26 protein-coding genes are annotated in these 26,450 nt (G+C 70.7%); 10 read left to right on the top strand and 16 right to left on the bottom strand.

What is annotated here, in order from left to right:
- Nucleotides 1-166 precede the first annotated feature (166 nt).
- From U3649_RS10420 to U3649_RS10395, 6 genes are all read right to left on the bottom strand, one after another.
- Complete coding sequence (locus U3649_RS10420) at nt 167-928, bottom strand: OmpA family protein (RefSeq protein ID WP_407351268.1); 762 nt, start codon at nt 926-928, stop codon at nt 167-169.
- Nucleotides 925-1,908 carry a type VI secretion system-associated protein TagF gene (tagF, locus tag U3649_RS10415; RefSeq protein ID WP_407351267.1) on the bottom strand — a complete coding sequence of 328 codons (984 nt, stop codon included), beginning with the start codon at nt 1,906-1,908 and terminating at the stop codon, nt 925-927. Before tagF ends, U3649_RS10420 begins: the two co-directional genes overlap by 4 nt.
- Entirely contained in the window at nt 1,905-5,633 is a 3,729-nt protein-coding gene (gene tssM, locus U3649_RS10410) for a type VI secretion system membrane subunit TssM (protein WP_407351266.1), read from the bottom strand. The genes tagF and tssM overlap by 4 nt, the downstream gene beginning before the upstream one ends.
- A gap of 17 nt (nt 5,634-5,650) precedes the next feature.
- Nucleotides 5,651-7,075, bottom strand: a complete 1,425-nt coding sequence (locus U3649_RS10405; protein ID WP_407351265.1) for a hypothetical protein — start codon at nt 7,073-7,075, stop codon at nt 5,651-5,653.
- A 115-nt stretch (nt 7,076-7,190) separates the two neighbouring features.
- Nucleotides 7,191-7,430: a PAAR domain-containing protein gene (locus tag U3649_RS10400; protein WP_407351264.1), complete on the bottom strand. Its 240-nt coding sequence runs from the start codon at nt 7,428-7,430 to the stop codon at nt 7,191-7,193.
- Between the two features lie 133 nt (nt 7,431-7,563).
- Nucleotides 7,564-8,421 (bottom strand): M15 family metallopeptidase, encoded by an 858-nt coding sequence (locus tag U3649_RS10395; protein ID WP_407351263.1) that lies wholly within the window; start codon nt 8,419-8,421, stop codon nt 7,564-7,566.
- 234 nt (nt 8,422-8,655) lie between these two features.
- Here U3649_RS10395 and U3649_RS10390 point away from each other — a divergent pair, with 234 nt between their 5' ends.
- Together U3649_RS10390 and U3649_RS10385 are read left to right on the top strand one after the other, a co-directional pair.
- Complete coding sequence (locus tag U3649_RS10390; RefSeq protein ID WP_407351262.1) at nt 8,656-9,399, top strand: hypothetical protein; 744 nt, start codon at nt 8,656-8,658, stop codon at nt 9,397-9,399.
- Nucleotides 9,400-9,528: 129 nt separating this feature from the next.
- Nucleotides 9,529-10,230: an esterase/lipase family protein gene (locus U3649_RS10385; RefSeq protein ID WP_407351261.1), complete on the top strand. Its 702-nt coding sequence runs from the start codon at nt 9,529-9,531 to the stop codon at nt 10,228-10,230.
- A 29-nt stretch (nt 10,231-10,259) separates the two neighbouring features.
- On the opposite strand, the gene U3649_RS10380 is transcribed toward U3649_RS10385, so the two are convergent.
- Entirely contained in the window at nt 10,260-11,066 is an 807-nt protein-coding gene (locus tag U3649_RS10380) for a fused MFS/spermidine synthase (protein WP_407351260.1), read from the bottom strand.
- A 234-nt stretch (nt 11,067-11,300) separates the two neighbouring features.
- On the opposite strand from U3649_RS10380, the gene U3649_RS10375 reads away from it, so the two are divergent.
- The 4 genes from U3649_RS10375 (at nt 11,301) to U3649_RS10360 (ending at nt 15,610) form a co-directional block, all read left to right on the top strand.
- Nucleotides 11,301-12,362, top strand: coding sequence for a tetratricopeptide repeat protein (locus U3649_RS10375; protein ID WP_407351259.1), 1,062 nt, complete (start codon nt 11,301-11,303; stop codon nt 12,360-12,362).
- Between the two features lie 127 nt (nt 12,363-12,489).
- Nucleotides 12,490-13,353, top strand: a complete 864-nt coding sequence (locus U3649_RS10370; protein ID WP_407351258.1) for an N-formylglutamate amidohydrolase — start codon at nt 12,490-12,492, stop codon at nt 13,351-13,353.
- Nucleotides 13,344-14,540, top strand: a complete 1,197-nt coding sequence (locus tag U3649_RS10365) for a flavohemoglobin expression-modulating QEGLA motif protein (protein WP_407351257.1) — start codon at nt 13,344-13,346, stop codon at nt 14,538-14,540. The genes U3649_RS10370 and U3649_RS10365 overlap by 10 nt, the downstream gene beginning before the upstream one ends.
- Nucleotides 14,537-15,610, top strand: a complete 1,074-nt coding sequence (locus tag U3649_RS10360; protein ID WP_407351256.1) for a hypothetical protein — start codon at nt 14,537-14,539, stop codon at nt 15,608-15,610. Before U3649_RS10365 ends, U3649_RS10360 begins: the two co-directional genes overlap by 4 nt.
- A 102-nt stretch (nt 15,611-15,712) precedes the next feature.
- Here U3649_RS10360 and U3649_RS10355 read toward each other — a convergent pair whose 3' ends face one another.
- Genes U3649_RS10355 through U3649_RS10345 form a run of 3 tightly spaced genes read right to left on the bottom strand, consistent with a single transcriptional unit; the run spans nt 15,713 to nt 17,747 of the window.
- Nucleotides 15,713-16,618 (bottom strand): DUF4097 family beta strand repeat-containing protein, encoded by a 906-nt coding sequence (locus U3649_RS10355; protein WP_407351255.1) that lies wholly within the window; start codon nt 16,616-16,618, stop codon nt 15,713-15,715.
- A 14-nt stretch (nt 16,619-16,632) separates the two neighbouring features.
- Entirely contained in the window at nt 16,633-17,163 is a 531-nt protein-coding gene (locus U3649_RS10350) for a hypothetical protein (protein ID WP_407351254.1), read from the bottom strand.
- Complete coding sequence (locus tag U3649_RS10345; protein ID WP_407354593.1) at nt 17,160-17,747, bottom strand: RNA polymerase sigma factor; 588 nt, start codon at nt 17,745-17,747, stop codon at nt 17,160-17,162. The genes U3649_RS10350 and U3649_RS10345 overlap by 4 nt, the downstream gene beginning before the upstream one ends.
- A 285-nt stretch (nt 17,748-18,032) precedes the next feature.
- Here U3649_RS10345 and U3649_RS10340 point away from each other — a divergent pair, with 285 nt between their 5' ends.
- The gene (locus tag U3649_RS10340) at nt 18,033-18,266 is read left to right on the top strand and encodes a hypothetical protein (protein ID WP_407351253.1); all 234 of its coding nucleotides are present in this window, start codon (nt 18,033-18,035) and stop codon (nt 18,264-18,266) included.
- 66 nt (nt 18,267-18,332) lie between these two features.
- Here U3649_RS10340 and U3649_RS10335 read toward each other — a convergent pair whose 3' ends face one another.
- A complete protein-coding gene (locus U3649_RS10335) occupies nt 18,333-19,055 on the bottom strand; it encodes a glutathione S-transferase (RefSeq protein ID WP_407351252.1) in 723 nt (240 codons plus the stop codon).
- A 149-nt stretch (nt 19,056-19,204) separates the two neighbouring features.
- On the opposite strand from U3649_RS10335, the gene U3649_RS10330 reads away from it, so the two are divergent.
- A complete protein-coding gene (locus tag U3649_RS10330) occupies nt 19,205-20,509 on the top strand; it encodes a mechanosensitive ion channel domain-containing protein (RefSeq protein WP_407351251.1) in 1,305 nt (434 codons plus the stop codon).
- Between the two features lie 53 nt (nt 20,510-20,562).
- Here U3649_RS10330 and U3649_RS10325 read toward each other — a convergent pair whose 3' ends face one another.
- On the bottom strand, nt 20,563-23,046 hold the full coding sequence (locus U3649_RS10325; RefSeq protein ID WP_407351250.1) for a vitamin K epoxide reductase family protein: 2,484 nt from the start codon (nt 23,044-23,046) through the stop codon (nt 20,563-20,565).
- A 303-nt stretch (nt 23,047-23,349) separates the two neighbouring features.
- Here U3649_RS10325 and U3649_RS10320 point away from each other — a divergent pair, with 303 nt between their 5' ends.
- Nucleotides 23,350-24,090, top strand: coding sequence for a creatininase family protein (locus U3649_RS10320; protein WP_407351249.1), 741 nt, complete (start codon nt 23,350-23,352; stop codon nt 24,088-24,090).
- A 7-nt stretch (nt 24,091-24,097) separates the two neighbouring features.
- On the opposite strand, the gene U3649_RS10315 is transcribed toward U3649_RS10320, so the two are convergent.
- The 4 genes from U3649_RS10315 to U3649_RS10300 form a co-directional block, all read right to left on the bottom strand.
- Nucleotides 24,098-24,364 carry a DksA/TraR family C4-type zinc finger protein gene (locus U3649_RS10315; RefSeq protein WP_407351248.1) on the bottom strand — a complete coding sequence of 89 codons (267 nt, stop codon included), beginning with the start codon at nt 24,362-24,364 and terminating at the stop codon, nt 24,098-24,100.
- A gap of 131 nt (nt 24,365-24,495) precedes the next feature.
- Nucleotides 24,496-24,696: a hypothetical protein gene (locus U3649_RS10310; RefSeq protein WP_407351247.1), complete on the bottom strand. Its 201-nt coding sequence runs from the start codon at nt 24,694-24,696 to the stop codon at nt 24,496-24,498.
- A 16-nt stretch (nt 24,697-24,712) separates the two neighbouring features.
- A complete protein-coding gene (locus U3649_RS10305) occupies nt 24,713-25,030 on the bottom strand; it encodes a YkgJ family cysteine cluster protein (RefSeq protein ID WP_407354592.1) in 318 nt (105 codons plus the stop codon).
- A gap of 23 nt (nt 25,031-25,053) precedes the next feature.
- Nucleotides 25,054-25,734, bottom strand: coding sequence for a class I SAM-dependent methyltransferase (locus U3649_RS10300; RefSeq protein ID WP_407351246.1), 681 nt, complete (start codon nt 25,732-25,734; stop codon nt 25,054-25,056).
- Between the two features lie 356 nt (nt 25,735-26,090).
- On the opposite strand from U3649_RS10300, the gene U3649_RS10295 reads away from it, so the two are divergent.
- On the top strand, nt 26,091-26,393 hold the full coding sequence (locus U3649_RS10295; protein WP_407351245.1) for a DUF2388 domain-containing protein: 303 nt from the start codon (nt 26,091-26,093) through the stop codon (nt 26,391-26,393).
- The last annotated feature ends 57 nt before the right edge of the window (nt 26,394-26,450 follow it).

Here is a 26,450-nt window from a genome sequence, read left to right as displayed (position 1 = left end):
TCCGCTGCGGTGAGAGCTGGGCCGTCGCCACGGGCGGTGCAAATGAACGGCCGGGTGCTTCGCTATGGGTTAGAACATCACGGCTTGAAGCATGGGCTATTCGTTGACGAAACCCGTGGCGACGGCCCAGCTCTCACCGCGGCGGAAACGATTGCCTGGCGCGTCCTCAGAGCACGCGGAACTGGATGCGGCGGTTGCGGGCGCGCCCGTCCTCGGTGGCGTTGTCGGCGATCGGCTCGTCGGGGCCGCGACCGAGCACTTCGAGGTTTCCGGCCGGAATACCCTGCCCGACTAGGTAGCTGCGCACCGCCTCGGCGCGCGCCTGGCTGAGGGCGAGATTGCCCTGGCGCTGGCCGACATCGTCGGTGTGGCCGATGATCTGCACCCGCGCGTCGCCGATTTCCTGCATTTTCTCCGCCATCTCGTCGAGGATGTAGCGGCCGAGGTCGGTGAGCCGCGCACTGCCGCTTTCGAATTCGATGATGCGGTCGCCCAGGGTGGCGTCGAGCAGGCCCTGGCCGGAGCCGCCGGTGCCCAGGCTGTTGGTGACGGTATAGGTGCTGTTGCTGGCCAGGCTGAGCTCGCTGGCGACCTGCTGGCGCTGTGCCTCGTTGACCACTTCGCCGGTGATGCGCACGCTCTGGCCGTTGACCTCCAGCTTGCCCTCCGACACGCGCTGCAACCCAGGGGTGAGCATGTTGGCCACGTAGCTGCCCCAGTTGGGCGGCGTCGGGATCGACTCCACCTGGATCCGGTCGACCACGCGCTCCTCGCCGTACAGCGAGCGCAGCTTGTCGAGGATCTGGGCCTTGGTCGCCTGGTCCGGAACCACGCCCTCGGCCACCACCGGCTCCGCGGCCGGCTGTGCCCGCGCCGCGACCGATGCCAGCAGCAGCGTGAAGAGAAGGATGACGCGACGCATGTTCATGCTCCCAGGAAGGTTTCGCCGAAGATCCGGCGCGCGGCCTTCAGCGACAGGTCGTGGCGATCGACGTAGCTGGCCAGCTTGTTGAGGCCGTAGTCGGTCGGCAGGTGTTCGTCCACCCATTCGGCGTCGTGGATGCGGATCAGGTGCTCGCCCGCGGCCTGTGGATCGAGCACCGCGCGCAGCGTCTGGTGGTCGGCGCCGTTGAAGCCGACCATCATCCTCGGCGTGTCCTCGTCGCGCACCAGCACCGCCAGCTCGAAATCGCCGCGCGCGATGAACCCGGCGATGATGTCGAGCCAGAACGCGCCGACCAGCGGCCGGTACAGCGGATCGCGAGGCAGCGGCAGTTCCAGGCCCTTGTCGATCGTCACCCCGCTGCCCGACAGCACCGGCTGCAGCAACAGCCCGAGCGCCGGCAGCATGCGCCGCAGCACGACGTCGTCGTGGCCGGAGTCGCGCAGCAGCCGCTCCAGCGAGCCGATCGTCTGCAGCTCGAGGAAATCGGCGAACGGCGCCGCGTAGGCGCCCGGGTCGGTGCTCAGGTCGTAGCGGGTTTCCGCCAGCTGCTGCAGCGGGATCGCGGCCTCCTCGGCGTCGGCGGCGTTGCGCGCCTGCCGCGCCAGCCCGCTCCAGACACGGGTCAGCGCCAGCGGGCTGCGGCCGATGAAGCCCAGCGGATTGCCGACCTCGACCCGGATCGCCGAGAGCAGCGGGAAGCGTCGCTGCGAGGCGTCGCGGCTGGGCAGGAAGTGCCCGCAGACGACCAGCTTGCTGCGCGAGCCCATGAACGCGTAGTGCACATCGGGCGCGCCGTCGTACAGGCGCTTCCAGTCGGGATTCTGGCTCAGCAGCTCGATGCTGCTGCCGGCCCAGCGGTCCAGCAGGCCCATCAGCTGGTGGTTGTCCGCGGTGCGCACGAAATCCCCGCGCGAGGGCACCTTGCCGAAGTAGCTGACCGCTGCCGAGACCGTCTGCGTCATGCGCCCTCCTCCCCGCCTTCCGGCTCCATGCCGTCCGCCAGCGGCGCGGCCGCCGGCGCGCTGCCGGCGACCGTCGCCGGCAGTTGCAGTCCACGCTGCCAATCGCTGCCGCTGCTGCTGGCGCCCGGGCGCCGGGTGATCTTCATCACCACCGAGACCGAGACGCCGTCGCGCGCCCAGGTCAGCGTGCTGCTGTCCGGCCGATGCTCGGCCGTCGCGAGCTCCATCATCCGCGCCAGGCCGTTGCCCCCGGGCGCATTGACCAGTTCCACCGTGCGCCCGTCGCTGGTGACCGCGCTCAGCTTGACGCCGGGAATCGCGCCCGGGTTCGGCCACTGGAACGTCTGCCAGGCCGGCGGGGTGTTGCGGTAGCGCAGCGTCTGCCCATCGATGTCGAGGGTGAATTCGACCGCACCGGTGGCCGGCTGCGGCTGGATCTCGAAGATCGTCGTGTCCTGCCCGGCGGCGCCGCCGGCCGAGCCGCTGACCCAGTCGCCGTAGCCGCCGACCAGTTCCGGCAGCAGGGTGATGCCGAGGCCGGCCCAGCGCCGCGCCTCCAGCAGGTTGCCGCGCTGGATCACCAGCGCGCCCAACGCCTCCTTGTTGAACGCGGCGATCGCGCCGGACGCACCGAAGATGGCGGCGATGTCGGTCGGCGCGGCGTCGACGTCGGCCGCCGGATCGAACGGGAACTGGCGGCCGATGCGCGCCTGGAACGGCTCGTACACCTGCGCCGCCCAGACCCGGTTGATCTCGGCCTCGGTGGGCGGCACCAGCGCGGCGAAGGTTTCGGTCAACGGGCGCAGCAGCAGCGGCCGCAGCGCCTTGCGCTGCGACTCGTCCAACCCGGTGAGCATCTGCTCGTCGACGAGGGCGAGCGCGGCGTTCAGTTCGGAGCCTTCATTGCTCAGGGTGTCCTGCATCAGCCGGCGTGCGCCGGGACCGGGCTCGCCCTCGGTGCGGATCGCGTTGAGCCGCGTGCGCAGCTTGGCGAGCGTCTGGAAGTAGTCGTCGATCAGCGCGCTGCCGTCGCGCTTGGCGACCAGCCGCGCGAAGCCCTCGAACGCCTTGCCGATCGGCCCCATGGGCGCCTGCGTCGGGCGCCCGGTGTCGGGATTGGTCTCGACCGCGGCCGGCGACGGCGCGCGGCGCAGGATCACGCGCTGGAACCAGGCCACGAAGCCGCCCTTCGCCTTGTCCTGGAGCGCGTTGGCAGCCGAGGGGTTGTCCCAGATGGTCTGCTCGTTGATGGCCTCGAGCAGCGCGCGCAGCGGCGACTGCTGCGGATCGCCGATGCTGTTCATGCGCGCGACCGCGTCGTCGAAACTGCCGAAGCGGGCCACGCTCACGCCTTGCAGGAACTTCTGCCACTCCTGCGCGTATTCCTGCTTGTAGAGCATCGCCAGTTCGCGCGCGATGTGCTCCGGGCTGCCCGCCAGCGACAGGTCGCTCTGCTCGGTGGTATCGAGCACCCAGTCGGTGGTGCTGAGCTCGGTGTTCGCCGCTTCGTCGACCGCGCCTTTCACGTAGTCTTCCCAGGCCCGGCGCGAGAACGCCCCGGAAATGGCGTAGCTGCCGGTGATGGCGTCCTTGTTGCGCTCGTCGCCGACCAGGCTGTTGACCGTGATCGTGGGAAAGCGCGTCGCCGCTCGCGCCTTGATCTGCGCGAACACGCGGTTGATCGCCGGCTCGCCGCGCGTGGCCTGGGTCAGCGCCGCGCGGCTGTCGGAGACCAGCGACACCTTGGTCTCGACCTGCGGCCAGCGTGGATCCTCGGCGCGCGCCACGTAGAAGCTCATCAGCTTCTCGGCCGCGCGCGCCATGTCCTCGCGCGACATCTGGCCACGGTTGCCATCGAGCCAGCCGCGCCAGAAGCGGGTCAGCTGGTGCGCGAGATGCGCCTGCTCGACCCGGCCGCGGTTGCCGAGCATCAGGTAGGTCTTGAGCGCGTTGTAGGCGTCGTTGGTGTCGGTCGGCGAGGCTTCCTGGTAGAGGCGTTCCTGCGCCTGCTCGTCCTGGCCCGCGCTCTCGGTGAGCTGGCCGCCGTGCGCCACGACCTCGGCGAGGAAGGCTTCGATGCGGGCGTTGGTCGGCGCCAGCATCACCTGGCGCATGCCGTCGAAATACTCCTGGAGCAGCTTGGCCTCGATGCGGTCGCCCTGGTACAGGCCCAGGTGGGTGGTGATGCTGCGCTGCTGCCGGTAGCGGGCGAGTTGCTCCAGGCGATCCTGCAGCAGCAGCAGGGCGTCGATGCGCGATTTCAGGTCGACCCGGTCCTCCTGCAGCCTCACCGCCTGTTCCAGATCCTTGGCGGCATTGGCCACCAGTTGCCGGTTGCTGGTGTACGACCAGGTCCATAGCCCCAGCACCAGCGCCAGTGCCGCCACCGCGCCCAGGAAGACCGCGTAGCGCAACCGCGTCTGGTGCGGGCTCGAATACTGCTGCACCAGCTGCCGGTCGGCGAACACGACCTTGCGGAACAGGTCCTTGAGGAAATGCGCGGTGTGCCCGGACGGCGCGCCGGCCTCGGCATGCGCGCGCGGCTGCAGCGCGAACTCGCGGCCGACGCGCTCGGAGGCGTAGTGCACCGAATCGCCTTCCTGCAGCGCACTGGTGAAGTAGAAGCCGCGGAAGACCGGCTTGAACTGGTAGGGATTCTCCTCGAACAAGGTGGCGACGAAGGTGCGCAACGCGGGCTTGATGCCGACGAATTCCAGCGGCAGCGTCAGCAGTCCCGGCGAGACCTCGCGCCCGCGCTGCATCGCCATCTGCGACAGGCTCATCTCCTTCAGGCCTTCGGCCAGCTCGTCGAAGTAGGTGTCGAAGCTGCCGAGCGCGTCGTTGTCCGATTTCGGATCGAACGGCAGCGTCGCGCCCCACACGTTCTCGCGCTCGGACGGGTCCAGGCCGCGAAAGAACTCGGTGAAGCCGGCGATCAGGTCGGCCTTGGTGAACACCACGTACACCGGCGCGAACACCTCCAGCCGCTCGGTGATCTCCTGGACCCGCTGGCGCAGGTTCTTGGCCAGCTCGATCGCGAACTCCGGCTTGCTGCCGGACAGCTCGGCGATGCTGGCGGCGATGATGATGCCGTTGACCGGCGCCCGCGGGCGGTGCTTCTTCAGCAGGTCGAGGAAGGTCAGCCACTCCAGGCGGTCCTCGACGCTGACCGAGTAGCGGCCGGCGGTGTCGAGCACGATGCCCTCGGTGGTGAAGTACCAGTCGCAGTTGCGGGTGCCGCCGATGCCCTGGATGACGTTGCTGCGGTTGTCCTCGAACGGGAACTTGAGCCCGGAATTGAGGATCGCCGAACTCTTGCCGGCCGCCGGGTTGCCGATGATCACGTACCAGGGCAGCTCGTAGAGCGCGGCCTTGCCCTTGAGCACGCCGATGCGCGAGGACTTGATCGCCTTGACCGCCTCGAGCATGCGCTCGCGCAGCGCTTCGGTATCGGCGCGGGCGGCGGGCTGGGCGTTGGCGACGGCACGCTCGGTTTCGCCCTCGACCATCTCGTCGAGCCCCTTGGCGGCGCGGCGCGCGCGGATCCTGCGCACGATCCACACCAGCAGCCACACCAGCAGCGCGAGGACCAGCAGGACCAGCGCCCATACGCCGATCTGCTTGAGGCCGTCGGCACCGAAATACATCAGCGCCGCGGCGGAGGCGATGCCGATCACGGCGAGGACGCGATAGTCGGTGAGGTAGTACCTGAGTCTGTAGAACATCGGGCGGGTCGATCCGGTTAGGCGGCAAGGTCCGGCGAGGCGCCGGCATTGTCTGGAGACGGGGCGGACGCGGACGCCGGCGGCGTGAAGACCACGGCCGCGCGCTCGCGCTCGGCGGCGACGGCGAGCGCCAGCGCCGGTTGCCGCGATGCCCGCACCTGCGCCGCGGCCAGCGCCAGCAGCGCCAGCGGCGCGACGTGGCCGATGTCGCCGCAGGGCACGCCGAGCGCGCCGCATTGGGTGGCGGTATCGAGTTCGGGGCAGGCCGTCGCGGCCGCCGCACTCGCCTCGACGGCGCGGCTGGGGCGCTGGTCGGCGTCGCTCACCACCATCGCGACGGCGTCGGGCTCGACGGCGGCATGCTGCAACGTGCGCGTGATCAGCTCCGCGGTGGCGCGGGCGGCGGCGCGCGGCGGCGTGGTGGACTGCAATGCGCTCATCCGCACGCGGTGCATCGATGCGGCGGGTTCCGGGGACGCCGGCGCGGCCGCGGCCGGCGGCCGCAGCAGTACGCCGGCCGCGGCTTCGCCGGGCACCAGGCCTTCGGCGCGCCGGCTGTCCATCAGGCGTCCGCTGGACATCAGCGCATGCACGGCGCGCTCGCCGATGGCCGAGTCGCATGCGAGCAGCAGCTGCCAGCTCTGCTCGTCGGCGGTCGCGGTGCCGAGCCGGTCGAGCAGCCGCCATGTATCTTCCGGGCCCTGCACCGCAAGCACCTCGAGCGCGATGCGGCGGGCGTCGAGCCCCCCGTCCAGCGCCGATTCCAGCAGCCAGTCGCCGCAGGCCTGGCGCAGCGGCTGCGGCCAGGCCGACGGCAGCAGCACGCGGATGCGGACGGCCTCGCCCACCTCGTGCCGCTCGCGCCGGCGCAGTCCGGCGACGACGCGCTCCTCCGACACCGGCAGGGGCGGCAGCTGCAGCGCCAGCCCGTCGAACAGTTCCTCGGCCACCGGCTGCAGCAGCGCCAGCGCCCGCAACCGTTCTTCCTCGGGGGCGCGGCTTCCCTGCGGCTGCAACCGCCGCGACATGGCGTCGGCCGCCGCCGCCGTCTCGAGCCCGTCGCAATAGGCCGCGAACACCGGCAGGCCGTCACGGTCGCGGAAGCGCGGGTGCAGCCCCGGGCGCGGCGGCGCCTGCAGCAGCGCCAGCACCGCATCGGGGGCATCGCCGCAGGACAGGCGCAGTGCACCAGCCAGGCAGTCGAGCGGCGGATGCGCCTGGCCGGCATCGGTCTCGAGCGCATCCCCGCTCGCCCCCGTGTCGGCGACTTCGGGCGCGCGGCGCTTCGCCGCGCGCCTGCCGCGGACCAGCCACAGCCCCGCCAGCAGGCCCAGCGGCAAGACGCCGAGCACCAGCAGCATCTGCCCGCCGCCGGGCGCACCGCCGCTGCTCCGCCAGTACAGGATCGCGCACAGCCAGACCACGGCGAAGACCACCGCCACGACCAGACCCGCACGCAAAACCCCCGACCACTTCACATCCTCGCTCCCTGAGCCTGCCTACCGGCAGTGTCAATCCACCCCGTTTCCGGGCCATTCCCCGGACCGTTCCCCCGGATCACTCCGTCGTCGTCGTGACCTGCGTCGAAATCAGCGTCGCGCCGCACGCGGTCTTGTCCCCCTGGCGCGCCACCGGCTGGCCGTCGACGATCAGCGTCGGATCGCCGGCGACGATGGTGGTGGGCCCGTGCCGCTGGCACGTCACGCGGTCGCCGACGCGGGCGACGGGCTTTCCCTGGATGTCGGTCGCGGTCGACCCGCTGACGACCGTTCCCCCGTGATCGATCTGGTCGCCCACCACGATAATCGGACGCGACATATCGGTTCTGCTCCCTAGCCTCGCGTTGCGCGCTTTCCCTGGACGCTCCCCTTGCAGGGAGCCGGCCCGCGCCGGGCCGAGCGGGAAAGATAGCAGGACTGGCGGCCGTTTATCACCCGCCCTGCCGTTGCCGTGCCTGCTTGGCCCGGCGGCATTCGTCGGCCATCTCCACGTGCACGTAGTCGCGCATGCGCCAGTTGCCGCCCCAGACCAGCCCGGCCTGTTGCGCCAGCTCGCCGTAGAGGAAGTAGGCCTGCTTGGTCCACGGATCGCCCATGTCCCACTGCAGCTTGCCCGCGCGCATCGGCGCGCTGTCCAGTGCCAGCCCGTACTGGTGACAGCTCGACCAGGCGCCGGCGTTGGTGGCGCGCCCCCCGCGCTTCAGCTCGGCCTGGCGCTCGGGGCTGCGATAGCCTTCCACCAGCACCATCTCGATGCCGTATTGCGCGCGCATGACGCGGTAGATCGCCAGCACCCGCTGCTGCAGGTCCGGACTGATGCGATCCCATTTCCTGTCGGCGGTCACGATTTCAGGCTTGACCCGCCGCACTTCGGCGGTCGTGAAGACCGCTGGCGGCGGCGGCGGCGGCGGCACCAGGCGTTCGCCGCGCAGCAGCTCGGCGATCATCGTCCGGGACTCCGACAGGTCTTCGGCGCTGAACCCCTCCAGCACCACGTGCTGCCGGAACGCCAGGATCAACAACGGCGGCACGCACAGCAAGCCGATGGCGATCGCCAGCACCCACCGATGCCGCGACAGCGCCGTCACCGTGTCCGCACCCGCCTTCCGCACCGTCCGGCCGGTACCGTCCACGCGCCCGGCCAGGCGCTGGCCGCCGCGCGCGGCACGGCCGCCCAGCGAACGCATCGCGCGTCGCAACACCGCAGCGATGCGCTCGCGTGCCTCCGGAAACACCAGCAACCACGTCGAAAGGCAAACGACCAGGAAAAGCGACGTGATCCAGAGCACGATCACCGTCCCGCCCCCGTACCCGGCACGGCCATTGACGGTCGACGGTCAGCCGCTAGAATGCGCGAAAGGACTGATTCCGGCCTGCGCCGGACAAGAGCGGGATTGCACTTGAAGACTGGCGAAACGAATCGTCCGAGCCTGGTCGCAGGAACCGACCGCAGCCCAGCGGGCACACGGCCGCGCGCCAGCATCCTCGCCGACATGGAGAACCGCAAGCCGCAGAAGCCGGCGGTGGCCGCCCGGCGCAAGCCGCTGCTGTGGCTCCTCGTGCTGGCCTGCGCCGTCCTTGTCATCCTTGCCTTCCTGCAGTTGTCCGCGCGCATGTCCGGACTGGACACGGAGGGTCGGGATACCCCGACCGGGCGCGAGACTTTCGGTCAAACCGCACCCGCGACGCAAGCACCGGTGGTGGATCCCTCCGGCACCGTCGAACGCCGGGGCGCGGTGATCGTCGACGATCCGGCCGCGGACGAAACCCGCGCCGCGCTCGCCGCCATCGCTTCGGCCACCGGCGGAGACGAAGCCGAGCCCCCTGCCCGCGCGCGGGCGAACGCATCGGCGAACGCCGGCGGCACGCGCCGGCACGCGCCCGCGGCATCGCGCACGCCTCCGAAGCGCGCCTCGCCCACGGCCACTGCGACACAGCCGGCGACCGGCAACGACCTGATCTCCACCCTGCTGCGCATCATCAAGCAGGACGGCGCGGCCAGCGCCCAGCAGCACGAATCGATGGATGCACTGATCGCGCAGGTGCAGGCCGAGGACGACCGGGCCCGCAACCAGAACAGCGCAGCGCTGGCTTCGCTCGGCGGCGCCCAGAGCGGCACGACGGCGCCGCCCGCGCCCGCGCGCTCCCCGGTGGTGCAGGAGAAGCTGCGCGCCTGCCCCAAGGCCAACACCATCGCCGGCATCGAGTGCCGCAGCCGGGTGTGCGCGCAACACGCCGGCGAGGATGCCGCCTGCCCGCAGCAGTAGCGGTCGCGCGCGGCGCCGCGACCTTCCCCTTCGTACAGGTCCCTTCCGCCGCCGCCCGCGCTAGGGTCGGACTGCCGCGGACGGTTTCCGGCATTCCGCCGGCCGCCACGGCAACGGGAGGGAGCCATCATGTCCATGATCGCCATCGTCCGGGGCTGCCTGGCGGCGCTGCTTGCGCTCGCGGCCGCCCCGGCCTGGTCCGTCTGCCGCGACGCCGTCGTGCTGGTGCACGGCAATGCCGGCAGTCCGTCGCATTTCGATGCCACCCGCCAGGCGCTGCTGGCCCGCGGCTACGACGCCGCCGACATCCACCGCCCCGACTGGGGCAGCAAGATCTGCGCCGCCTGCAACGATCACCACGGAAGCGAGGAAGCGCCGGTGCTCGACGCGATGATCGACGCGATCGCCGGCTCGTGCACCGGCCGCATCGACGTGATCGGCCACTCCATGGGCGCCACCCTGGCCGCGCAGCAGATCGCCGAGCACGGCCTGCGGCCGTACGTGGACGCCTTCGTCGGCGTCGCCGGCGCGTTCCGCGGCCTGTGGTCCTGCGGCACCTATCCGTTCAACGTCGCCACCAGCACCTGCGGCGCGTGGGGGCTGTCGGTGTCGAGCCCGTTCCTCGACGCGCTGTACGGCGTCCGCTTCGGCGACCGGGTGTATTCGATCAAGTCGTACTACGACGCGGTGGTCTGCTACGGTGCGATCTGCACGGTCAACGGCATCCACAGCTCGTCGATCTGGGGCGAGAACGCCAGCTACAACTACCCCTACGGCCATTTCGGCCTGCTGGACCAGACCGCGTCGCGGCAAGCCAACCTGATCGAATAGCGGTACCACGCGATCGACAGGCGGCGCGGCTACGGCGACCGGCGCGCACCGGCGGCCTGCGCCACCCGCTCGAACACCGGCGCCAGCTGGCGCCGGGCTTCGGACGGCAGCGGTTCCAGCGCGCCCTGCGGTCCCACGAACGGCGCCGCGGATTCGCGGGCCCAGGCGAAGGCGACGCGATTGCTCATCTTCGCTTCCCCGACCATCAGCGTGCGGTCGGCGCCGAAGGCACGTCGCAGCCGCTCGAAATGCCGTTCCGCATCGGCACAGAACAGGTTGACCGCGACGGCGCCGTTCGGCGCGAGCGCGTCGCGGCAGTCGTCGTAGAACTGCTGCGTGGACAGCGCCGGCGGGATGCCGGTCTCGTCGTAGCCGTCCACCAGCAACAGGTCGAAGCGGCCAGGCCGCTCGCGCAGGAAACGCGCGCCGTCGTCGAGCACCACCTGCAGCCGCGCATCGTCGTCGGGAATGCCGAACTCGCGCCGCAGCGCGATCACGTGCGGATTGTTCTCCACCACCTCGATCCGCACCTGCGGCAGGTGCCGGTGGCAGAACTTGACCTGCGAACCGCCGCCGAGCCCGACCAGGCCGATCGTGCGCGGCCGCGGCTGCCACAGCAGCGCGCCCATCATGGTCCTGGTGTAGTCGATCAGCAGCAGGTCCGGGGCGGCGCTGAGCATGCGGCTCTGGGTCTGCCTGCGGGTGAACTGCAGCGAGGTGTAGCGCCCGTAGCGGTGCACGAACGGCTTGCGCAGGCGTCGGCCGGAGGCGTCGCGCGGCACCGGCCGGCCGAGACGCGACAGCAATGCGTCGAGCCAGCGGCGCCAGACGCTCATGATGTTTCCCATTCCCGCGCCGGTCCTGCCCGCTGCACTGGCGGACAAGATTAGCGAACGCCCCCGGAGCCGTCATCGTGGGCGCACGGTTTCCAAGGTGGCGGCCGGGATAGGCGGGAAGCATCCTTCCGACGAGCGGTCGTTGGCGATCGTCGGCGGCTTGCATCCCGCGGCAAAAAAGGGACTAGACTGCAGCCAGGTGACGTTCCTCGCCCGCAACGCGGAGGGTGTCCCATGCTGCACTGGATCCTCGCGGCGCTCCTGGTCCCATCGGCGGCCGTGCCCGACGGCAGCCTTCCGGATCGCAACCAGGTCATGCGCGTTCCGCCGGAACTGCGCGCGCTACTTCACGAACAGGTCGTCAGCCGCAGCCGCTCCGAAGAGCATCGCCTTCGCCTGCTGGCCGAATTCGCCTTCGCCGAGGAAGGGCTGGCACTCGAGTACGAGAACGGCAATACCCGCACCGTCGAGCAGGCCTGGCGCAGCGGAAAGGTGAACTGCCTCTCGTTCTCGCTGCTGTTCACGGCGCTGGCGCGCGAGGCCGGCCTGGACGCGTACGTACAGGAAATCGACAAGGTGCTGGCCTGGTACCAGGAGGAAGGCATCGTCTACAACTCCAGCCACGTCAATGTCGGCGTGCGCACCGGCAGCCAGCGCCATACCGTCGACGTCAGCGGCGGCGCGATCATGACGCGCGACCGGCCGGTCGCCGTCTCCGAGGAGCGCGCCCTGGCGCATTTTTACGGCAACCGCGGCGCCGAACTGATGGCGGCCGGCGCGCTGGAGCCGGCCCGGGTCCACATGGAGGCGGCGATCGCACTCGATCCCGACTACGCCACCAACTGGAGCAACTTCGGCGTGCTGAACTTGCGTAGCGGCGACATCGCCGCCGCGGAGCGCGCCTATACCCGTGCGCTGGCGCTCGATCCGGTGCACGCCGCCGCGCTGTTCAACATCGTGGGGCTGTACCGTCGCAATGGCGACGCCAGGCGCGCGGCGGAATTCCAGGCGCGACTGGAGAAGGCCCAGCTGGCGGATCCGTTCCATCAGTTCCTGCTGGCCAGCGACTACGAAAGCCGCGGCGACTACGCGCGCGCGGTCCACCACTACCGTCGTGCCATCCGCCTGCACGGCAAGGAACACCGGTTCCATTTCGGCCTTGCCCGCACGTACCTGCTGATGGGAGAGACGCGTCGCGCGAGCCGCGCGCTGTCGCGCGCCCGTGCCCTCGGCGACGACGAGGATCGCGCCCGCTACCAGGCCAAGCTCGACCGGCTTAGCCGCGCGTCGAGATAGACGAGAGCCGGACGGTCGCCGTACCCGGCCCAGAAGCGATCACGCGGCCGTCACTTTCTTTACCGTGGCTTGAGCGCGCAGCCACGCTGTCACGGTCGCCTCATGCCGCCGATGTGAAGATCGCCGCATGCACGAATCGCAAGGCGCTCGACCCCACTCCCGCTTCTCCCGCTTCACTCTCGGCGAGTGCCTGGTCGAACGCCGTCCCAGCGAGGATTGGGACCTGGTGGCGGGCGACGGCCCGGTCCTGGCGGTGGCCCTGCACGACGGCCACGCCATGCGCGATTCGCTGCGGCCGCACCTAGTGTTCGACGACGCCGCGTTGCGGCGCGACGAGGACCCGCTGACCGGGCTGCTGGCCGGTGTCGGCGACGTGCGGGTCCGGGTGCGGCGCTCTCGCTTCGAGGTCGACCTCAACCGGCCGCGCGACAAGGCGCTGTCGACCGATCCGGCCGACACCTGGGGCCTGCGCGTCTGGCGAGGCCCGTTGCCGCCGGACGAGATCGAGCGCTCGCTGGCCATCCACGACCGCTTCTACGCGATGACCCATGAGCTGGTGGAACGACTGCTGGCCCGCTGGGGCTGCCTGCTGCTCCTGGACATCCACAGCTACAACCATCGCCGCGACGGCGCGAATGCGGCCCCCGCGCCGCCGTCCGAAAATCCCGACATCGATCTCGGCGTCACCACGCTCGATCGCGGCCGCTGGGGCAAAACGCTCGCCCGCTTCACCGAGGCGCTGCGCGCGACACCCGTCGGCGGCCGTGCGCCCGACGTGCGCGAGAACGTGCGCTATCCCACCGGCGGCCACTTTCCGGAGTCGCTGTACGCCGAATACGGCGAGCGCCTGTGCGTGATCACGCCGGAATACAAGAAGATCTACATGGACGAGTGGACGGCGCAGGCCGACATCGCCGTCGTCGAGGACTTGCGCACCGGCCTGGAGCAGGCGGTGCGTGCGGTACGCCCGGAGTTCCTGTCGTGCCGGTGATACAGAGCCCGACCGTCCGGAGGCTGCCGCCGATCGCCGCCCGTGTCGACGCCGAGCTGGCCAGGCTGGACGCCGAAGTCGACTGGCTGCTGGCGTTGTCGCCGATCGGCAACGTCGCCCTCTGGGAGAGCTTCGAGGCGAGCGGCAGGACCGCGATCCCGCCGCTGAACTACATCGATCTCGACCTCGACCTGCACGAGACCCGGCAGCGCCTGCTGGCGCTGCCGGTCGAGGAGATCGAATCGCCGCTGCTGTCGACGTTGCTGTCGGAGAAACAGCGCGAACTGGACCGCATGATCGAATTGGTCCGGCTGCGCGACACGGACGGCTTCGTCAACGCCAGCCTCGACCTGTTCGGCGGCGTCGAGCCGGCGTTGGCGGAGCTCGCCCGGCGCATCCTGGAGGACGTCGACGCGAGCGTGCCGCTGCCCGCGGACACCGGTATCGACGCCGTGCTCGCCGCCGTCGAGTCGGAGCTGGACTGGTACCGCGAACGCTCGCCCGACTTCAAGGCCGACGTGGTGGTCGACACCGACCTCAACTCGCTGATGATGGTCTCCCACGGCACGTTCTACATCGACGGCAACCTGCGCCTGCCTGCGGCGCGCGTGCAGCCGCTGATCCAGCACGAGATCGGCACCCACGTGGTCACCCGCCACAACGGCCGCCACCAGGCCCTGACCCAACTCGAGGTCGGGCTCGCGCACTACGACGCCCTGCAGGAAGGTCTCGGCGTGCTCGCCGAGTTCCTCGCCGGCTACCTGCCGGGGGAACGCCTGCGCGTGCTCGCCGCGCGCGTGCTCGCCACCGAGATGGCGGTCGACGGCGAGGGCGTACCGGCCATCTTCGACGTGTTGCACGAGACCCACGGGCTGCCCACCGACGACGCGTTCGACATCGCCGTTCGCGCACTCCGCGGCGGCGGCCTGACCAAGGACGCGGTCTACCTGGGCGGCCTGTGCGAGCTGATCGACTACCTGCACGCGGACGGCCCGTTCGAGCCGCTGTTCGTCGGCAAGTTCGCGCTCTCGCACCGTTCGGTGCTGGACCAGCTGGTGGAGGAAGGCTGGGTGGGACCGCCCGACCTGTTGCCGCGCTACACCACCGCTCCGGAATTCCGGGACCGGCTGTCGCTCTGCCGAAGCCTGTCCGTCGACCGGCTCTGCCACAAGGAACCCGCTTCATGAGCCCTCCGATCCACGGCGCGCCGATCAAGCTCGGCTTCGTCGTCAACGACATCGCCACCGAGCGCAACGACTACACCACCATTCGCCTCGCCCGGACTGCGGTGAACCGCGGCCATTCGGTGGCGCTGATCGGACTGGGCGGCTTCGTCTACGGTGCCGACGGCCGCGTGCGCGCCAATGCGCACGTGCCGCGCCACGACCACTACGAGAACGACGACGCGTTGCTCGAGGACCTCCAGGACGTGGACGCCGGGACCCGCCGCGTCTGCGTCGACGGACTCGACGTGCTGATGCTGCGCAGCGACCCTGCGGACGAAGTGAACGAGCGCCCCTGGGCGCCGAACAGCGGGCTGCTGTTCGCGCAGCTGTCGGCGCTCAGGCACGTGATCGTGCTCAACGACCCGACCCACCTGACCGACGCCTCGAACAAGACCTACTTCCAGCACTTCCCGGAGGAAGTGCGTCCGGTGACCTGCATCAGCCTGGAGCCGGAGGAGATCAAGGCGTTCATCGCCGACCACGACGGCTACGGGGTGATCAAGCCGCTGCAGGGCTCCGGCGGCCAGGGCGTGTTCGTGGTCACGCCGGACGGCGACGCCAACCTCAACCAGATGATCGAGGCCGTCACCCGGGACGGCTACGCCATCGTCCAGGAATACCTCCCCAAGGCCGCCGAGGGCGACCTGCGCCTGCTGACCCTCAACGGCCGGCCGCTGCAGGTCGACGGCAAATACGCCTGCTTCCGCCGCTACAACGACAGCGGCGACGCGCGCAGCAACATCAAGGCCGGCGGCAAGATCGAAATGGCCGAGCCGGACCCCGACGCGCTGCGGTTGGCCGAGATCGTGGCGCCCAAGCTGATCCGCGACGGCATGTACCTGGCGGGGCTGGACATCGTCGGCGACAAGATGATGGAGATCAACGTCGATACCCCCGGCGGCATCAACATGTCCGAGGAGCTGACCGGCGTCGACTTCAGCAGCCATATCGTGGCCGACCTGGAGCGCAAGGTGCGGCTGCGAGACCAGTACAAGCGCACCCTGAGCAACGTCGAACTGGCGATGATGTAGGCGGACTCTGTGGGGGCTGGATCACCGTCGCTGCCGCTTCGTCCCGCACCCGGTGCCCGGCACCGGCATCGCATGTGGGCCGACACCGGTGCGCGTGCGGCGTCAGCGCCCGCCGACATCCACCCGGACGCTGCCGGAGTGCGACTTGATCGACACGTCGCCGTCACCGCCGCCGAGGCGCGCATCGAGATTGCGGCCCGGTCCGTAGCGCTGGCGTTGGACCTCACCCACGTCGGACTCGATGTTGCCGCTGAAGCTGGATACGCGCAGCTGCGCCGAGGCGCCGGCCGGCAGCTGCAGCCCGATGCGGCCGCTGACCGATTCCAGCACGATGCGCCCGCCGGGCGCCAGGGCGCCGGCCCGGACCGTGATGCCGCCGGAAACCGACTCGCCGCGCAGCTGTTCGAGCTTGGCCGCCGTCAGGGCGATCGCGCCCGACACCGACTCCACGCGTACGTCGCCGCTGATGCCGCCATCGGCGTCGATACGACCACTGACGGTGCTGGCTTCCAGCCGCGGGGTGGCGATACGCGCCCGGATCGTGCCGCTCACGCTGCCCAGGTCGGCCTCGCCGGCACGGCCGGCCGCGTTCACGCCGCCGCTGACGGACTTGGCCTGCAACCGGCGCAGGTCGACGTCGGTGATATCGACGTCGGCGCTGACGGCGCTCACCTGCAGTTCGGCGCCTCGGGGCACGCGCAGCTCCAGTTGTGCGCCGCGCCCGCCGCGCGAGTTGCGCGGGTAGACGACCTCCACCCTGACACGGTTGCTGCTTGCATCCACTTCCAGCCGCTGCCCCTCGCCCAGCGACCCGGTGACCGTGACCTCGTCACGGTCCCAGCCGCGGACCCGGATGCTGCCGGCCACGTTCTCCACTTCGACCCGCCCGCCGGAGGCCAATGGATGCCGCTCGTCGACGGAGGTCTGCGCCAGTACCGCGGAAACCGGCATCAACAGTGCCAACAGCAGTGCCGGAACGGCGGCCAGGCGGGGGATTCGGATAGGCATGGATGTACTCCTTGTCAGGACAGCAGGGTAGCCGCGTCCAGGGCGGCCCGCCGGGTAAGTTGCAGCCGCTGCGCGTAGGTGCGCTGCAGCTGACGGAGCAGGAAACCGGAACCCGGCGCCTCGTCGATCGCGGTGAGGATGTCGGCGGCGCTGCGGTCGAGTTCCGCCAGCGCCGGGCGCAGTTCCTCGGGAACCCGTTCCACCGGCACCTCCGCCAGCGCCGCGCGATACTCCCCGGTCAGGCGCTCGGCCTGCTGCTCGGTCGCCGTCGCGGCCTCGCGGCCGGCGGGACCGGGCTCCGGAACCCGCAGCAATCCCAGCGCCAGCAGCAGCGCGACCGAAGCCGCCGCCGCGAATCCGGCGACCGCCGGCCAGCGCCGGCGCGCGCGCGCGCGCGCGGCATGCAGCGTCGGCGCCCGCCCTTCGCGCCCGATCTGCTCGGCCACCCGCGCCCAGGCGCGGGCGGGCGGCACCATCTGCCGCGGCAGCGCGCGCAGGCGCCGGGACAGGTCGTCGTTGTCGTCGTTGTCGTCGTGGTCGTTCATGCCGTTTCTCCGAGCCGCTCGCGCAACAGTCCGCGGGCACGATGCAATTGTGCCTTGGAGCTGCCGACGGCCATGCCGAGTTCCTCGGCGATCTCGTGGTGCTTCCAGCCTTCGATATCGTGCAGCACCAGCACCGCGCGTGCGCGCGGCGGCAGCGTCGCCACCGCGCGCTCCAGATCCAGGCCGGTCCCGGCGCAGCGCTGCTCGTCCTCGATCGCCGCCAGTGCATCCAGCCCCTCGTCACCGGCGTCCAGGTCGTCCTTGCCGCTGCGCGCGCGCAGTTCCATCAGCGCGGTATTGACCGCGAGACGTTGCAGCCAGGTGCCCAGCGCACTCTCGAACCGGAAACCCGGCAGCGAGCGCCAGGCCTTGATGAAGGCATCCTGCAGCACGTCCTCGGCGCGCGCCGCATGGCGGCCGCAGATGCGCCAGACCACCGCGTACAGCCGCGGCGCGTGACGGCGATAGATGGCCTCGTAGGCCTGCACGTCGCCGGCGATCGCCGCATGCACCAGCGCCTCGTCGTCCGGAGCGGTCTCGATCTCGGGATCGGAGGCTGGCGTGGGCATGGCGATGCTGAGCATATCCACTTGGACGCGGCCTGCAGCGGAAAGGTTTAAACGCGGGCGATCTGCCCCTGTGAAGGAGTGGCGGCGGCATGCCGCCGCCGGGGAGTCGCGACGCTGCGGGAGCCGACGCCCCCGCCGCAGCCAGTCGCGACTTCCGTCGCTCCCACAGGGGGGGCCACGGCGCAAGGAGGCGGCGGCCATGCAACCCTTTCGCCGCCTTCCGCATCCAATGGGAGGTGGGCGGCATCGGGACGCCGCCACGCCGGTCGCGCAGCCGCACGCCGGCAGACGCAGCGAGGCGTGGCGATGCAATCGGGACTTGGCGCGATCGTACTGTTGTCGGTGGGCTGGTGCCTCTCGCATCTGTCCGGCTGGGCGGTGGACGTGCGCATGCTCCCGGATGCCGTGCAGGTCTGCGCCCGCCATCGCAGCGCGGAGACGCCGAAGGTCTGCCTCGATCACTGGACGCAGGCGATGCGGGAAGCGCTTCGGGCGATTCCGGGCCATGGCCGGTCGTCGTTGCTCCGGCGCTGAGGAACGCCCGGCCGTGGGGGCAGGCAGGATCGGCACGACGACGCCGGCGCGCCCGGCGGCTGTAGCTCAGTCGTCCAGCTCCGGATAATGCCGGAACACGCCGTCCTCGCAGAACGGCAGGCGGCGATCCGACGCCAGGTAGGCGGCCATGTTCGCGCGCCCGGCGACCTGCGCGGCGAGCGCGCGGCAATGCGGCAGTCCCGGCTCGATCCGGTCCATGGCCGCCGGGAACGCATAGCGCAGCCCGGCCAGCAGCTGGAACAGCGACAGGTCGGCATACGACAGGCGCGCGCCGACCAGGTGCTTCGGACCCTTCGGATTGGCGGCCAGAACACGCTCGAAATAGCCGAGGAACTTCGGCATCCGCTCGCTGCGGAACGCTTTCGCCCGGCGTCGCGCTTCCGGTTTCTGCCGCTCGTAGTACTCGCCGAGGTCGACCGGGTGATGCACGTCGTGGGCCTCGGCCACGGCGTCGGCGATCGTCAGCTGCAGCTGGTGCGTCCACAACGCCGCCGCCGGGTCGCGCGCCACCAGCTTCAGCCTCGGCGAGAGAAACTGCAGGATGCCGGCCACCTGCGCGACGACGACGTTCCCGACCTTCAGGAACGGCGGCGCGAACGGCGGCCGCTGCACCTGCGGATCGTCCAGCAGCGCCTGCACCGCCGCGACGCCACCGGCGCCCGGATCGTTGCCGACATCGATGTAGTCCGCACCGGCCTCCTCCAGGGCCAGGCGCACGAATTCGCCACGCCCCTGGATTCCCGGCCAGTAGTAGAGTTCATAGCGCATCCGGCGTGCGTTCCCGATGACTCGTCGCCATTCCCGGCATGCTCGCACCGCATGCGTTCAGCCGCCGTGACCACCTGGCCCGCCACGGACGCGATCTTGCCTTGCCATCGATTACGCTCGGCACGTCACCCCGCCTCGATGGTCCACCGATGCCGCGTCGCATTTCCTCCGGCCTGTTCCGGCTGTGCCTGGCCCTGGCGATTCCGCTGTCCGCGGCGCAGGCATCGCCCGCGCAATCCGGCACCGCAGCCGGCGGCACCGCACCCGACCCCGCGCAGGTCGAGGCACTGCGCGCCGCCGATCGCACATTGCAGGAACGCCTGGCCGCGCGACTGGCGGTGATCCCCGGGCTGGAGAAGACACGGGTCGAGGTCAGCGGCGGCGTGGCGACGCTGCGCGGCGTGGCCGCCGACGACGCCCGCCGGCAACTCGCCGCCACCATCGTCGAACAGGCGCAGGACGTCGTGCTGGTCGACAACCAGCTGGCCATCGACACCGATGTCCGGGCACGCACGCAACCGGTGTTCGCGCACACGCTCGCGCGCCTGCAGCAGGCGCTCGCCGCCCTGCCGCTGCTGGCGATCGCCGTGACGATCGTGCTGGTGGCCTGGTGGCTCGGGCGCTGGCTGTCGGACCGCCCGCGCCTGCTGCGGCGGGCACAGCGCAACCCGTTCCTGTCCGGCCTCACCCGCCAGGCGGTGCGGCTGGCGGTCCTGCTCGCCGGCCTGGTGATCGCGCTCGACCTGCTCAACGCCACCGCCCTGGTGGGTGCCCTGCTCGGCACCGCCGGCATCGTCGGGATCGCGGTCGGTTTCGCCTTCCGCGACGTCGCCGAGAACTACATCGCCGGCATCCTGCTCAGCCTGCGCCAGCCGTTCGCGCCGCACGACCACGTGGTCGTCGGCGGCCACGAGGGCAAGGTCGCCGCGCTCACCTCGCGCGCGACCACGCTGATCACCCTGGACGGCAACCACCTGCGGCTGCCCAATGCACTGGTGTTCAAGAGCGTCATCCTCAACTACTCGCGCAATCCGAACCGGAGTTTCGCGTTCGACGTGAAGATCCCCGCCGAGGCGTCGATCTCGAACGCGCAGCGCGTCGCGCTCGAATGCCTCGCCGGCATGCCGGCGGTGCTGCGGGAACCGGCTCCGACGGCCCAGGTGGCCGAACTGGTCGACACCTCCGTGGTCCTGCGCATCGTTGCCTGGGTCGACCAGCGCAACATCCAGTTCGACGGCGCCCGCAGCGAGGCGATACGGCTGGTCAAGCGCGCGTTTTCCCGGGGCGGCGTCTACGCGCCGGCGCCGGAAGCGTCTACGGACGCACACGGCACGGAACATGCCGCCGGCATCGACGCGGGCCTCGGCGTCGAGCACCACATCGAGCGGCAGATCGAGCGCGAGCGCACGGACATGCCGAACGACCTGCTCGATCCGGACGCGCCACGCGAGTAGCGGCAGGCGGACTCCTGGCCTTTCGCGGCGTGCCGGAGAGCGCCGCGGCGGCGTCAAACCAGCAGGCGGTTCCAGTCGCCGTAGCGCTGCCGGACCGGTCCGCGGCGCAGGCTCAGCGCGACCAGCGCGAAGCCGCAGGCCAGGCTGGACCAGAGCGCGGCCGGCGCCGCGTCGTAGACGAACGGGACCACCAGCAGCGCGCCGCCGAGACCGATGTTGAGCAGCCGCGCCGGCCGCGCCACCTCGGTGAGCGCGATCACCGCCACGGTGATCGCCAGCGCGCCGATCAGGTGTTCGGCGTTCGCCATCGGCGCTTCCGAGCCGATGGTCAGGCGCGTGCACATCAGCCAGAGGCCGACCGCGATGCACGCCAGCAGGTTCCACGGTGCATTGACGCTGCCGCCGAGCGCGTCGCGCAGCACCGTGACGGGCCCGCGGGCGAAATCGCCCTCGCCGCGGTCCTCGTCGTCGCCGTCGTCGGTGTCGCCGGTGAAGAACACCTGCAGCAGGCTCCTGCCGGCGCGCTTGCGCCGGTAAAGGAACTGTCCGGTCGCGACCAGTTCGTCGAGCGAGTACGGGATCTGCAACAGCATCGCCGCCGCGCCGATCAGGCACAGCGTGCACCAGGTGCCGATGACGATCGGCTGGATGATGATGAAGGTGATCGACACCACGCCCAGCGGCACGATCAGGATGCCGAACGCCACCACCACCCAGGGCATGGTGCGCCAGCGCTGCCGCGAGCCCACCAGCCCGGTGATGATCTCGAGGACGTAGACCAATGCGCCGAGGCCGGCATCCGGCACCGGCCAGGCTTCCGACACGCTGGAGGTGACGATGGCCTCGGTGCCGTTCTTCGGGCCGGGCACGTCGAAGAACGGCTCCCAGACGCCGTCGGCATGGCCGAGCTGGTAGGCGGCCATGTAGCGCGAAATGACCAGCCCCACGAGGGCCAGCACGATGATCGGCAGGCGCTGGATCCAGTCCGACGGCGAGTAATCCCAGCCCGGCGGCACCGCCGGCCCGGTGCGCGCCGCGGCCGGAGAGATGCCCGGCGTCGGCGGCAGCGCCGCCGCCAGCCCGGTGACCAGGGCGCCGACCAGGGTGCCGTTGAGGTAGGCGGCGGCATTGCCGGTCCAGAACACCAGCGGCGCGAACATCACCCACAGGCCGACCGCCGCCGACGCCCAGCGCAGCGGCGCCAGCCGCCACGAGACCGTCAACAGCCCCAGCAACAGCAGCGCGGCGCCGCTGGCGACGTCGCTGCGCACCTGTGCGGACGCGACATCGCCGAAGGTGGGCGACGAGGCGACCAGCCACGCCCCCAGCGCCGCGATGAGGAACGGTCCCCACAGGTTCTGCCGATGCGCGTCGCGGAAGCCGGCTTCCGCCTGCCGCCGCAGCACCTCCGGCTGTCCCGCCTTCTCGTCCGCGGCCTCGAGCCACGGCGGCGGCGTGATGCCGTTGGCCCGGTACCAGCCCGGGGGATCGCGCTTGAGCGCGGCCACCAGCTTCGGCAGCCCGTCCTCGATGCGGTGCCGCGGCTCCCAGCCGAGCAGCTCGTGCGCGCGGCCGATGTCGAGCGCGTAGTGGTCGCTGGCGATCTCGATCATGAACGGCCGGATGAAGGCCTTCCTGCCGCGGTCGATCGCGTCCGGCACCAGCGGCTCGGCCGCGCCCTGCAACCAGGCGCCGGCCTTGGCCACCGGCGGCGGTACGCCCACCGTCGCCCATTCCTCGCCGTGGATCAGCTCGCCCAGCCGGTCCTGCAGCGCCTGGTAGCTCATCGCCTCCGGCTCGCCGACCAGGATCGTCGCATCGGCCGGCAGCTCGCCGCGGCGGTCGATGGTGCGCCGGAACGCATCGATCATGTCGTCGCGATGGATCATCGACTGCCCGGCGCGCTCGTCGCCGGCGTACAGATAACCCTGGACGTCGCGCTCGTAGATGCGCGCGATCTGCTGCGTCAGCGTCGGCACCGCGGTGTTCTCGTCGTACAGCCCGGCCAGGTGCAGCAGCACGTAGGGAATGTCGCCGTGTTCCTCGGCGATCACCTGCTCGGTCTTCGCCTTGGACTGCGGATACGCCCAGCGCGGCCGGATCGGCGCGTCCTCGTCGATGCGCCCGCCGGGTTCCGCGGCCTCGTGCACCAGCATGGTGCCGGAGTACACGAACTGCTCCACTTCCAGTTCGCGCAGCGCGCGCAGCAGGCGGCGGGTGCCCTCGACGTTGACCTTGTCGTACAGCGGCTTGTCCTCGCCGCTGAAATCGAAGTACGCGGCCAGGTGCACCACGGAGGCGATGCGCTCGCCGAAGCGTTCGCGGAACTCGCCGACCGCCTGCGCGACGGCGTCCGTGGAAGTCAGGTCGATGCGGATCCAGTCGCCCCCGCCCTCCGGCTCCGACACGTCCATGCCGACCACGCGGTAGTCGCCGGCCAGCGCCTCCGCCAACGAGGCGCCGACGCTGCCGGCAACGCCGGTGACCAGCACCACGGGCTTGTCCGCGTTCGTGTCGTTGCCTGAGCGGGCCGACATCGGTGGCTCCGGTTCCATGCAAGGCGCGAAGTTGCCGCCAGCATGGCCGCGGTGCGATCAAATGGCCGTGAATCCATCCGATTGCAGCGCCGTGAAGCGCTGCACGGCAGCACGCATCCCAAGTCCCCAGCAACCAGGCCGCCGATGTGGGAGCGACGGAAGTCGCGGCGCTTTTGCAGGCGGTCGCGACTTCCGTCGCTCCCACAGGCACAAGCCACGCTTGCCGCCATCCTCGCAGCCCTGCTCCCACAGGCGCAGCCCGTTTGCCGCTATCCTCGCGGTTCCTCTTCTGCGGCTTCATCCATGCGACTGCAGCTCAGCACCTGGCCCGAAATCGAAACCTACCTGGCGCGCTCGACCGGCATCATCGTGCCGATCGGCTCCACCGAGCAGCACGGCCCCAACGGCCTGATCGGTACCGACGCGATCTGCCCGGAAGTGGTCGCACATGCGGTCGGCGAGCGGACCGGGACGCTGGTGGCACCGACGTTGAGCATCGGCATGGCCCAGCACCACCTGGCGTTCCCCGGTTCGCTCTCGCTGCGCCCAGCTACGCTCATCGCGGTGATCCGCGACGTGGTGCAGTCGCTGGCCGTGCATGGCTTCCGCCATGTCTACTTCTTCAACGGCCATGGCGGCAACGTCGCCACGGTGCAGGCGGCGTTCGCCGAGATCCACGCCGACGGCAGCTTCGGCGGCGAGGGTTCGCCGCTGCGCCTGAAACTGGCCAACTGGTACATGGGCCGCGGCGTGCAGCAGCTCTCGCGCGAACTGTTCGCCGACAGCGAGGGCCAACACGCCACTCCTTCGGAGATCTCGCTGACCTGGCACGCCCATCCCGGGCAGGCCCGGCCGATGACGCTGACGCCACGGATCGCGCCGATCGCGGCCTTCGGCGACGCGCAGGACTACCGCCGGCGCTTCCCCGACGGCCGCATCGGCTCGGACCCGTCGCTGGCCAGCATCGAGGCCGGCGCACGGCTGTTCGAGGCCAGCGTCGAGGACACGATCGAGGACTACCGCGCGTTCGTCGAGCAGGACTGAAGCCGGCTCAGCGCAGCTGGCTGTCCTTGCTGCCGCGCCGGTTGTAGCTGCCGGCGCCGCCGTCGTCGCGGTCCCGCGCCTCCTGGCAGGACACGCACAGGCGCACGCCGGGTACGGCCTTGCGCCGCGCCTCCGGAATCGGCGCGTCGCACTCCTCGCAATGGGTCAGGCCCGGCCCCCGTCGCAATCGGCTGCGGGCGCGTTCGATCCCGTTCTTCACCGTCGCGTCGATCTGGTCCTGCACGGCGCCGTCGCCGGCCCAGCCGGTTGCCATGTCCGCCTCCGTAACCACCTGTCAGAGCCTCCCGAGCATAGGCGGTCGGCGCTGAACGAAGAAGACATGGCGCGGTTCGCGCATCGGCCAGAGGCCGCCGGCGCATCCGCCGGGAAGGCCTGCCGCGGCCGTTAGCTCCCGGCGCCGTCGATTTTCGTCAGCGTGCGGGTGACGCCGAGCACCTCGACCCGCCCCCCGGACTTGCGGAAGGCGGCCAGGTCGGCGGAGATGCGTTCGCTGGTCAGGCGCTTGTCGGAGCCGGCCTCGGCGCCGTTGCGGCCCTGCCTCGCGCGGGACGGCCTGGGTGCGGGCGTGGATGGTTTTGATGGCATGGCGTTTGCTCCAGGGTCAGTACATGGTCAGCGGGATGCCGCGCCGCAGCTGGTCGTGGTGGGTCTGGCGGACGTGGCGGCAGTAGGGGCTGCCCATCGCGAACTTGCGGCACACCGACGGGCGCTGGTCGTAGATCGAGCAGCACATGCGCAGCGGATCGACGGCGACGCACCAGCCCTCTTCGTCGCGCGCCATCACGTGCAGTCCGCGCTCGGTATGGTCGGTGAGATGGGCGGGCACGTCGTCCTCGGGCATCAAGACCACGGTAAGCCGGCAGCAGATCGCATCGCAATGCCCGCAGGACACGCCGGCGTCGATGCCCTCGTCCTCCATGTCGCGGAGATCGACCCCGGCCTTCACCGCGGCAGTCCCGCGCCGGTGGGCGCATTGCGGCGATAGTGCAGCAAGCGCCCGCGAAACGGCGGCAGCTCGCCTTCCTGCATCGGGCTGCGGCGCTCGTGCAGCACGTACCCCTGCACCTGCAAGGCCCGGGTGAACGGTCCGCTATTGCCACGCCCCGGATCGGTGATCATGACCTCCGCCACCGGTTGCGCATGCCGCAGCAGCAACGCCGACAGGGATCCGGCGTGGCCGCGCTCGTACAGCACGTCGCTGCCGATGATCAGGTCGAAGCGGCCGAGCGACACGTTCTCCACGTCCCAGCGCAGGGTCCGGTACGGAACCGCGGGCATGCCGTTGAGCGCGGCGTTGTAGGCCAGGAACACCTCGGCGAGCGGATGGTGGTCGCTGGCGACGACGTCCGCCCCGCGCTGCCGCAGGATCAGGCTGGCGAGCCCGATGCCGCAACCGATCTCGAGGATGCGCTTGCCGGCGACGTCGAACGTGGCCATGGTTTCGGCGAGCAGCCGGCCTGCGGGCCAGACATGGCCGAACAGGCTCCACTGCGCCGAGGAGATGCCGGCCTGCTCCGCCAGCCGGTCCGGATCCGCGAACTGCTGCACGTCGACCAGCGAACGGATGCGATAATCGCGGCCGCCGATGTCGAGCGTACGGATGTGTGTGTCGTAACCAGGCACGGAGGCTCCCGAGAGGCCGGGTCCCGCAACGGGACGTTGGCGCGAGGCAGGGAGCGGAGCGGCGGCAGGAGCGGCCGTTCGAAACGCGCAGAACCACGTGCAGACCCCGCATCTTACGCCCGAGCGGCGGATTTCACCCGGTTCTTGTCGCGCCCCATGGGTTTTCCTTCAGGAAACGCGCCACGACCGCGCCCGCGCCGGGCCGGGCCGGCCGCCGTGCGCGCCCCTCGGAACGGCATGAACCCCGCCCGCGACGACCGAATGGCGGCGATTCAGCCGCCGCAGCGTGCATGCGGGTAGTCTTTGCCGGCCGCCCGCAGGGCGGAGCTTGCCCGTCCATTCCGCGGAACCCGCCGATGATTCGACCGATCCTGATCTGCGCCCTGCTGGCGCTCTCCCCCGCCCCTGCGCTGGCCGGCAGCTTCGCCGGTACTTCGGCCGGGGCCTCCTCCGCCGGCTCGTCGGCTTCGTCGGACAGCACGTCCGGCGACGACAAGGTGGTGTTGCAGGCGCGCGACGATGCCGCCAGCTTCGTCGCCAGCGACGGGCGGATCCGTGGCGCGCAGCTGGAAGCGGCGCTGCGCCAGCTGCGCGAGCGGCGGCCGGACGTGCGCCAGGCCAGCGACATGCAGCTGGCGCGGGCGATCCTGGCGTTGTGAGCCGGGGGCGGCGACGCCGGTCGCCGTGGCGGTCGCTGCTTTGCCTGCTCGCCTGCG

It is taken from the genome of Luteimonas sp. R10, assembly GCF_045689605.1.
In the GTDB taxonomy this organism is placed as follows: Bacteria; Pseudomonadota; Gammaproteobacteria; order Xanthomonadales; family Xanthomonadaceae; genus Luteimonas.
The sequence above is the reverse complement of the archived record's forward strand: the minus strand, read 5'-3'. Positions and strand labels throughout refer to the sequence as shown.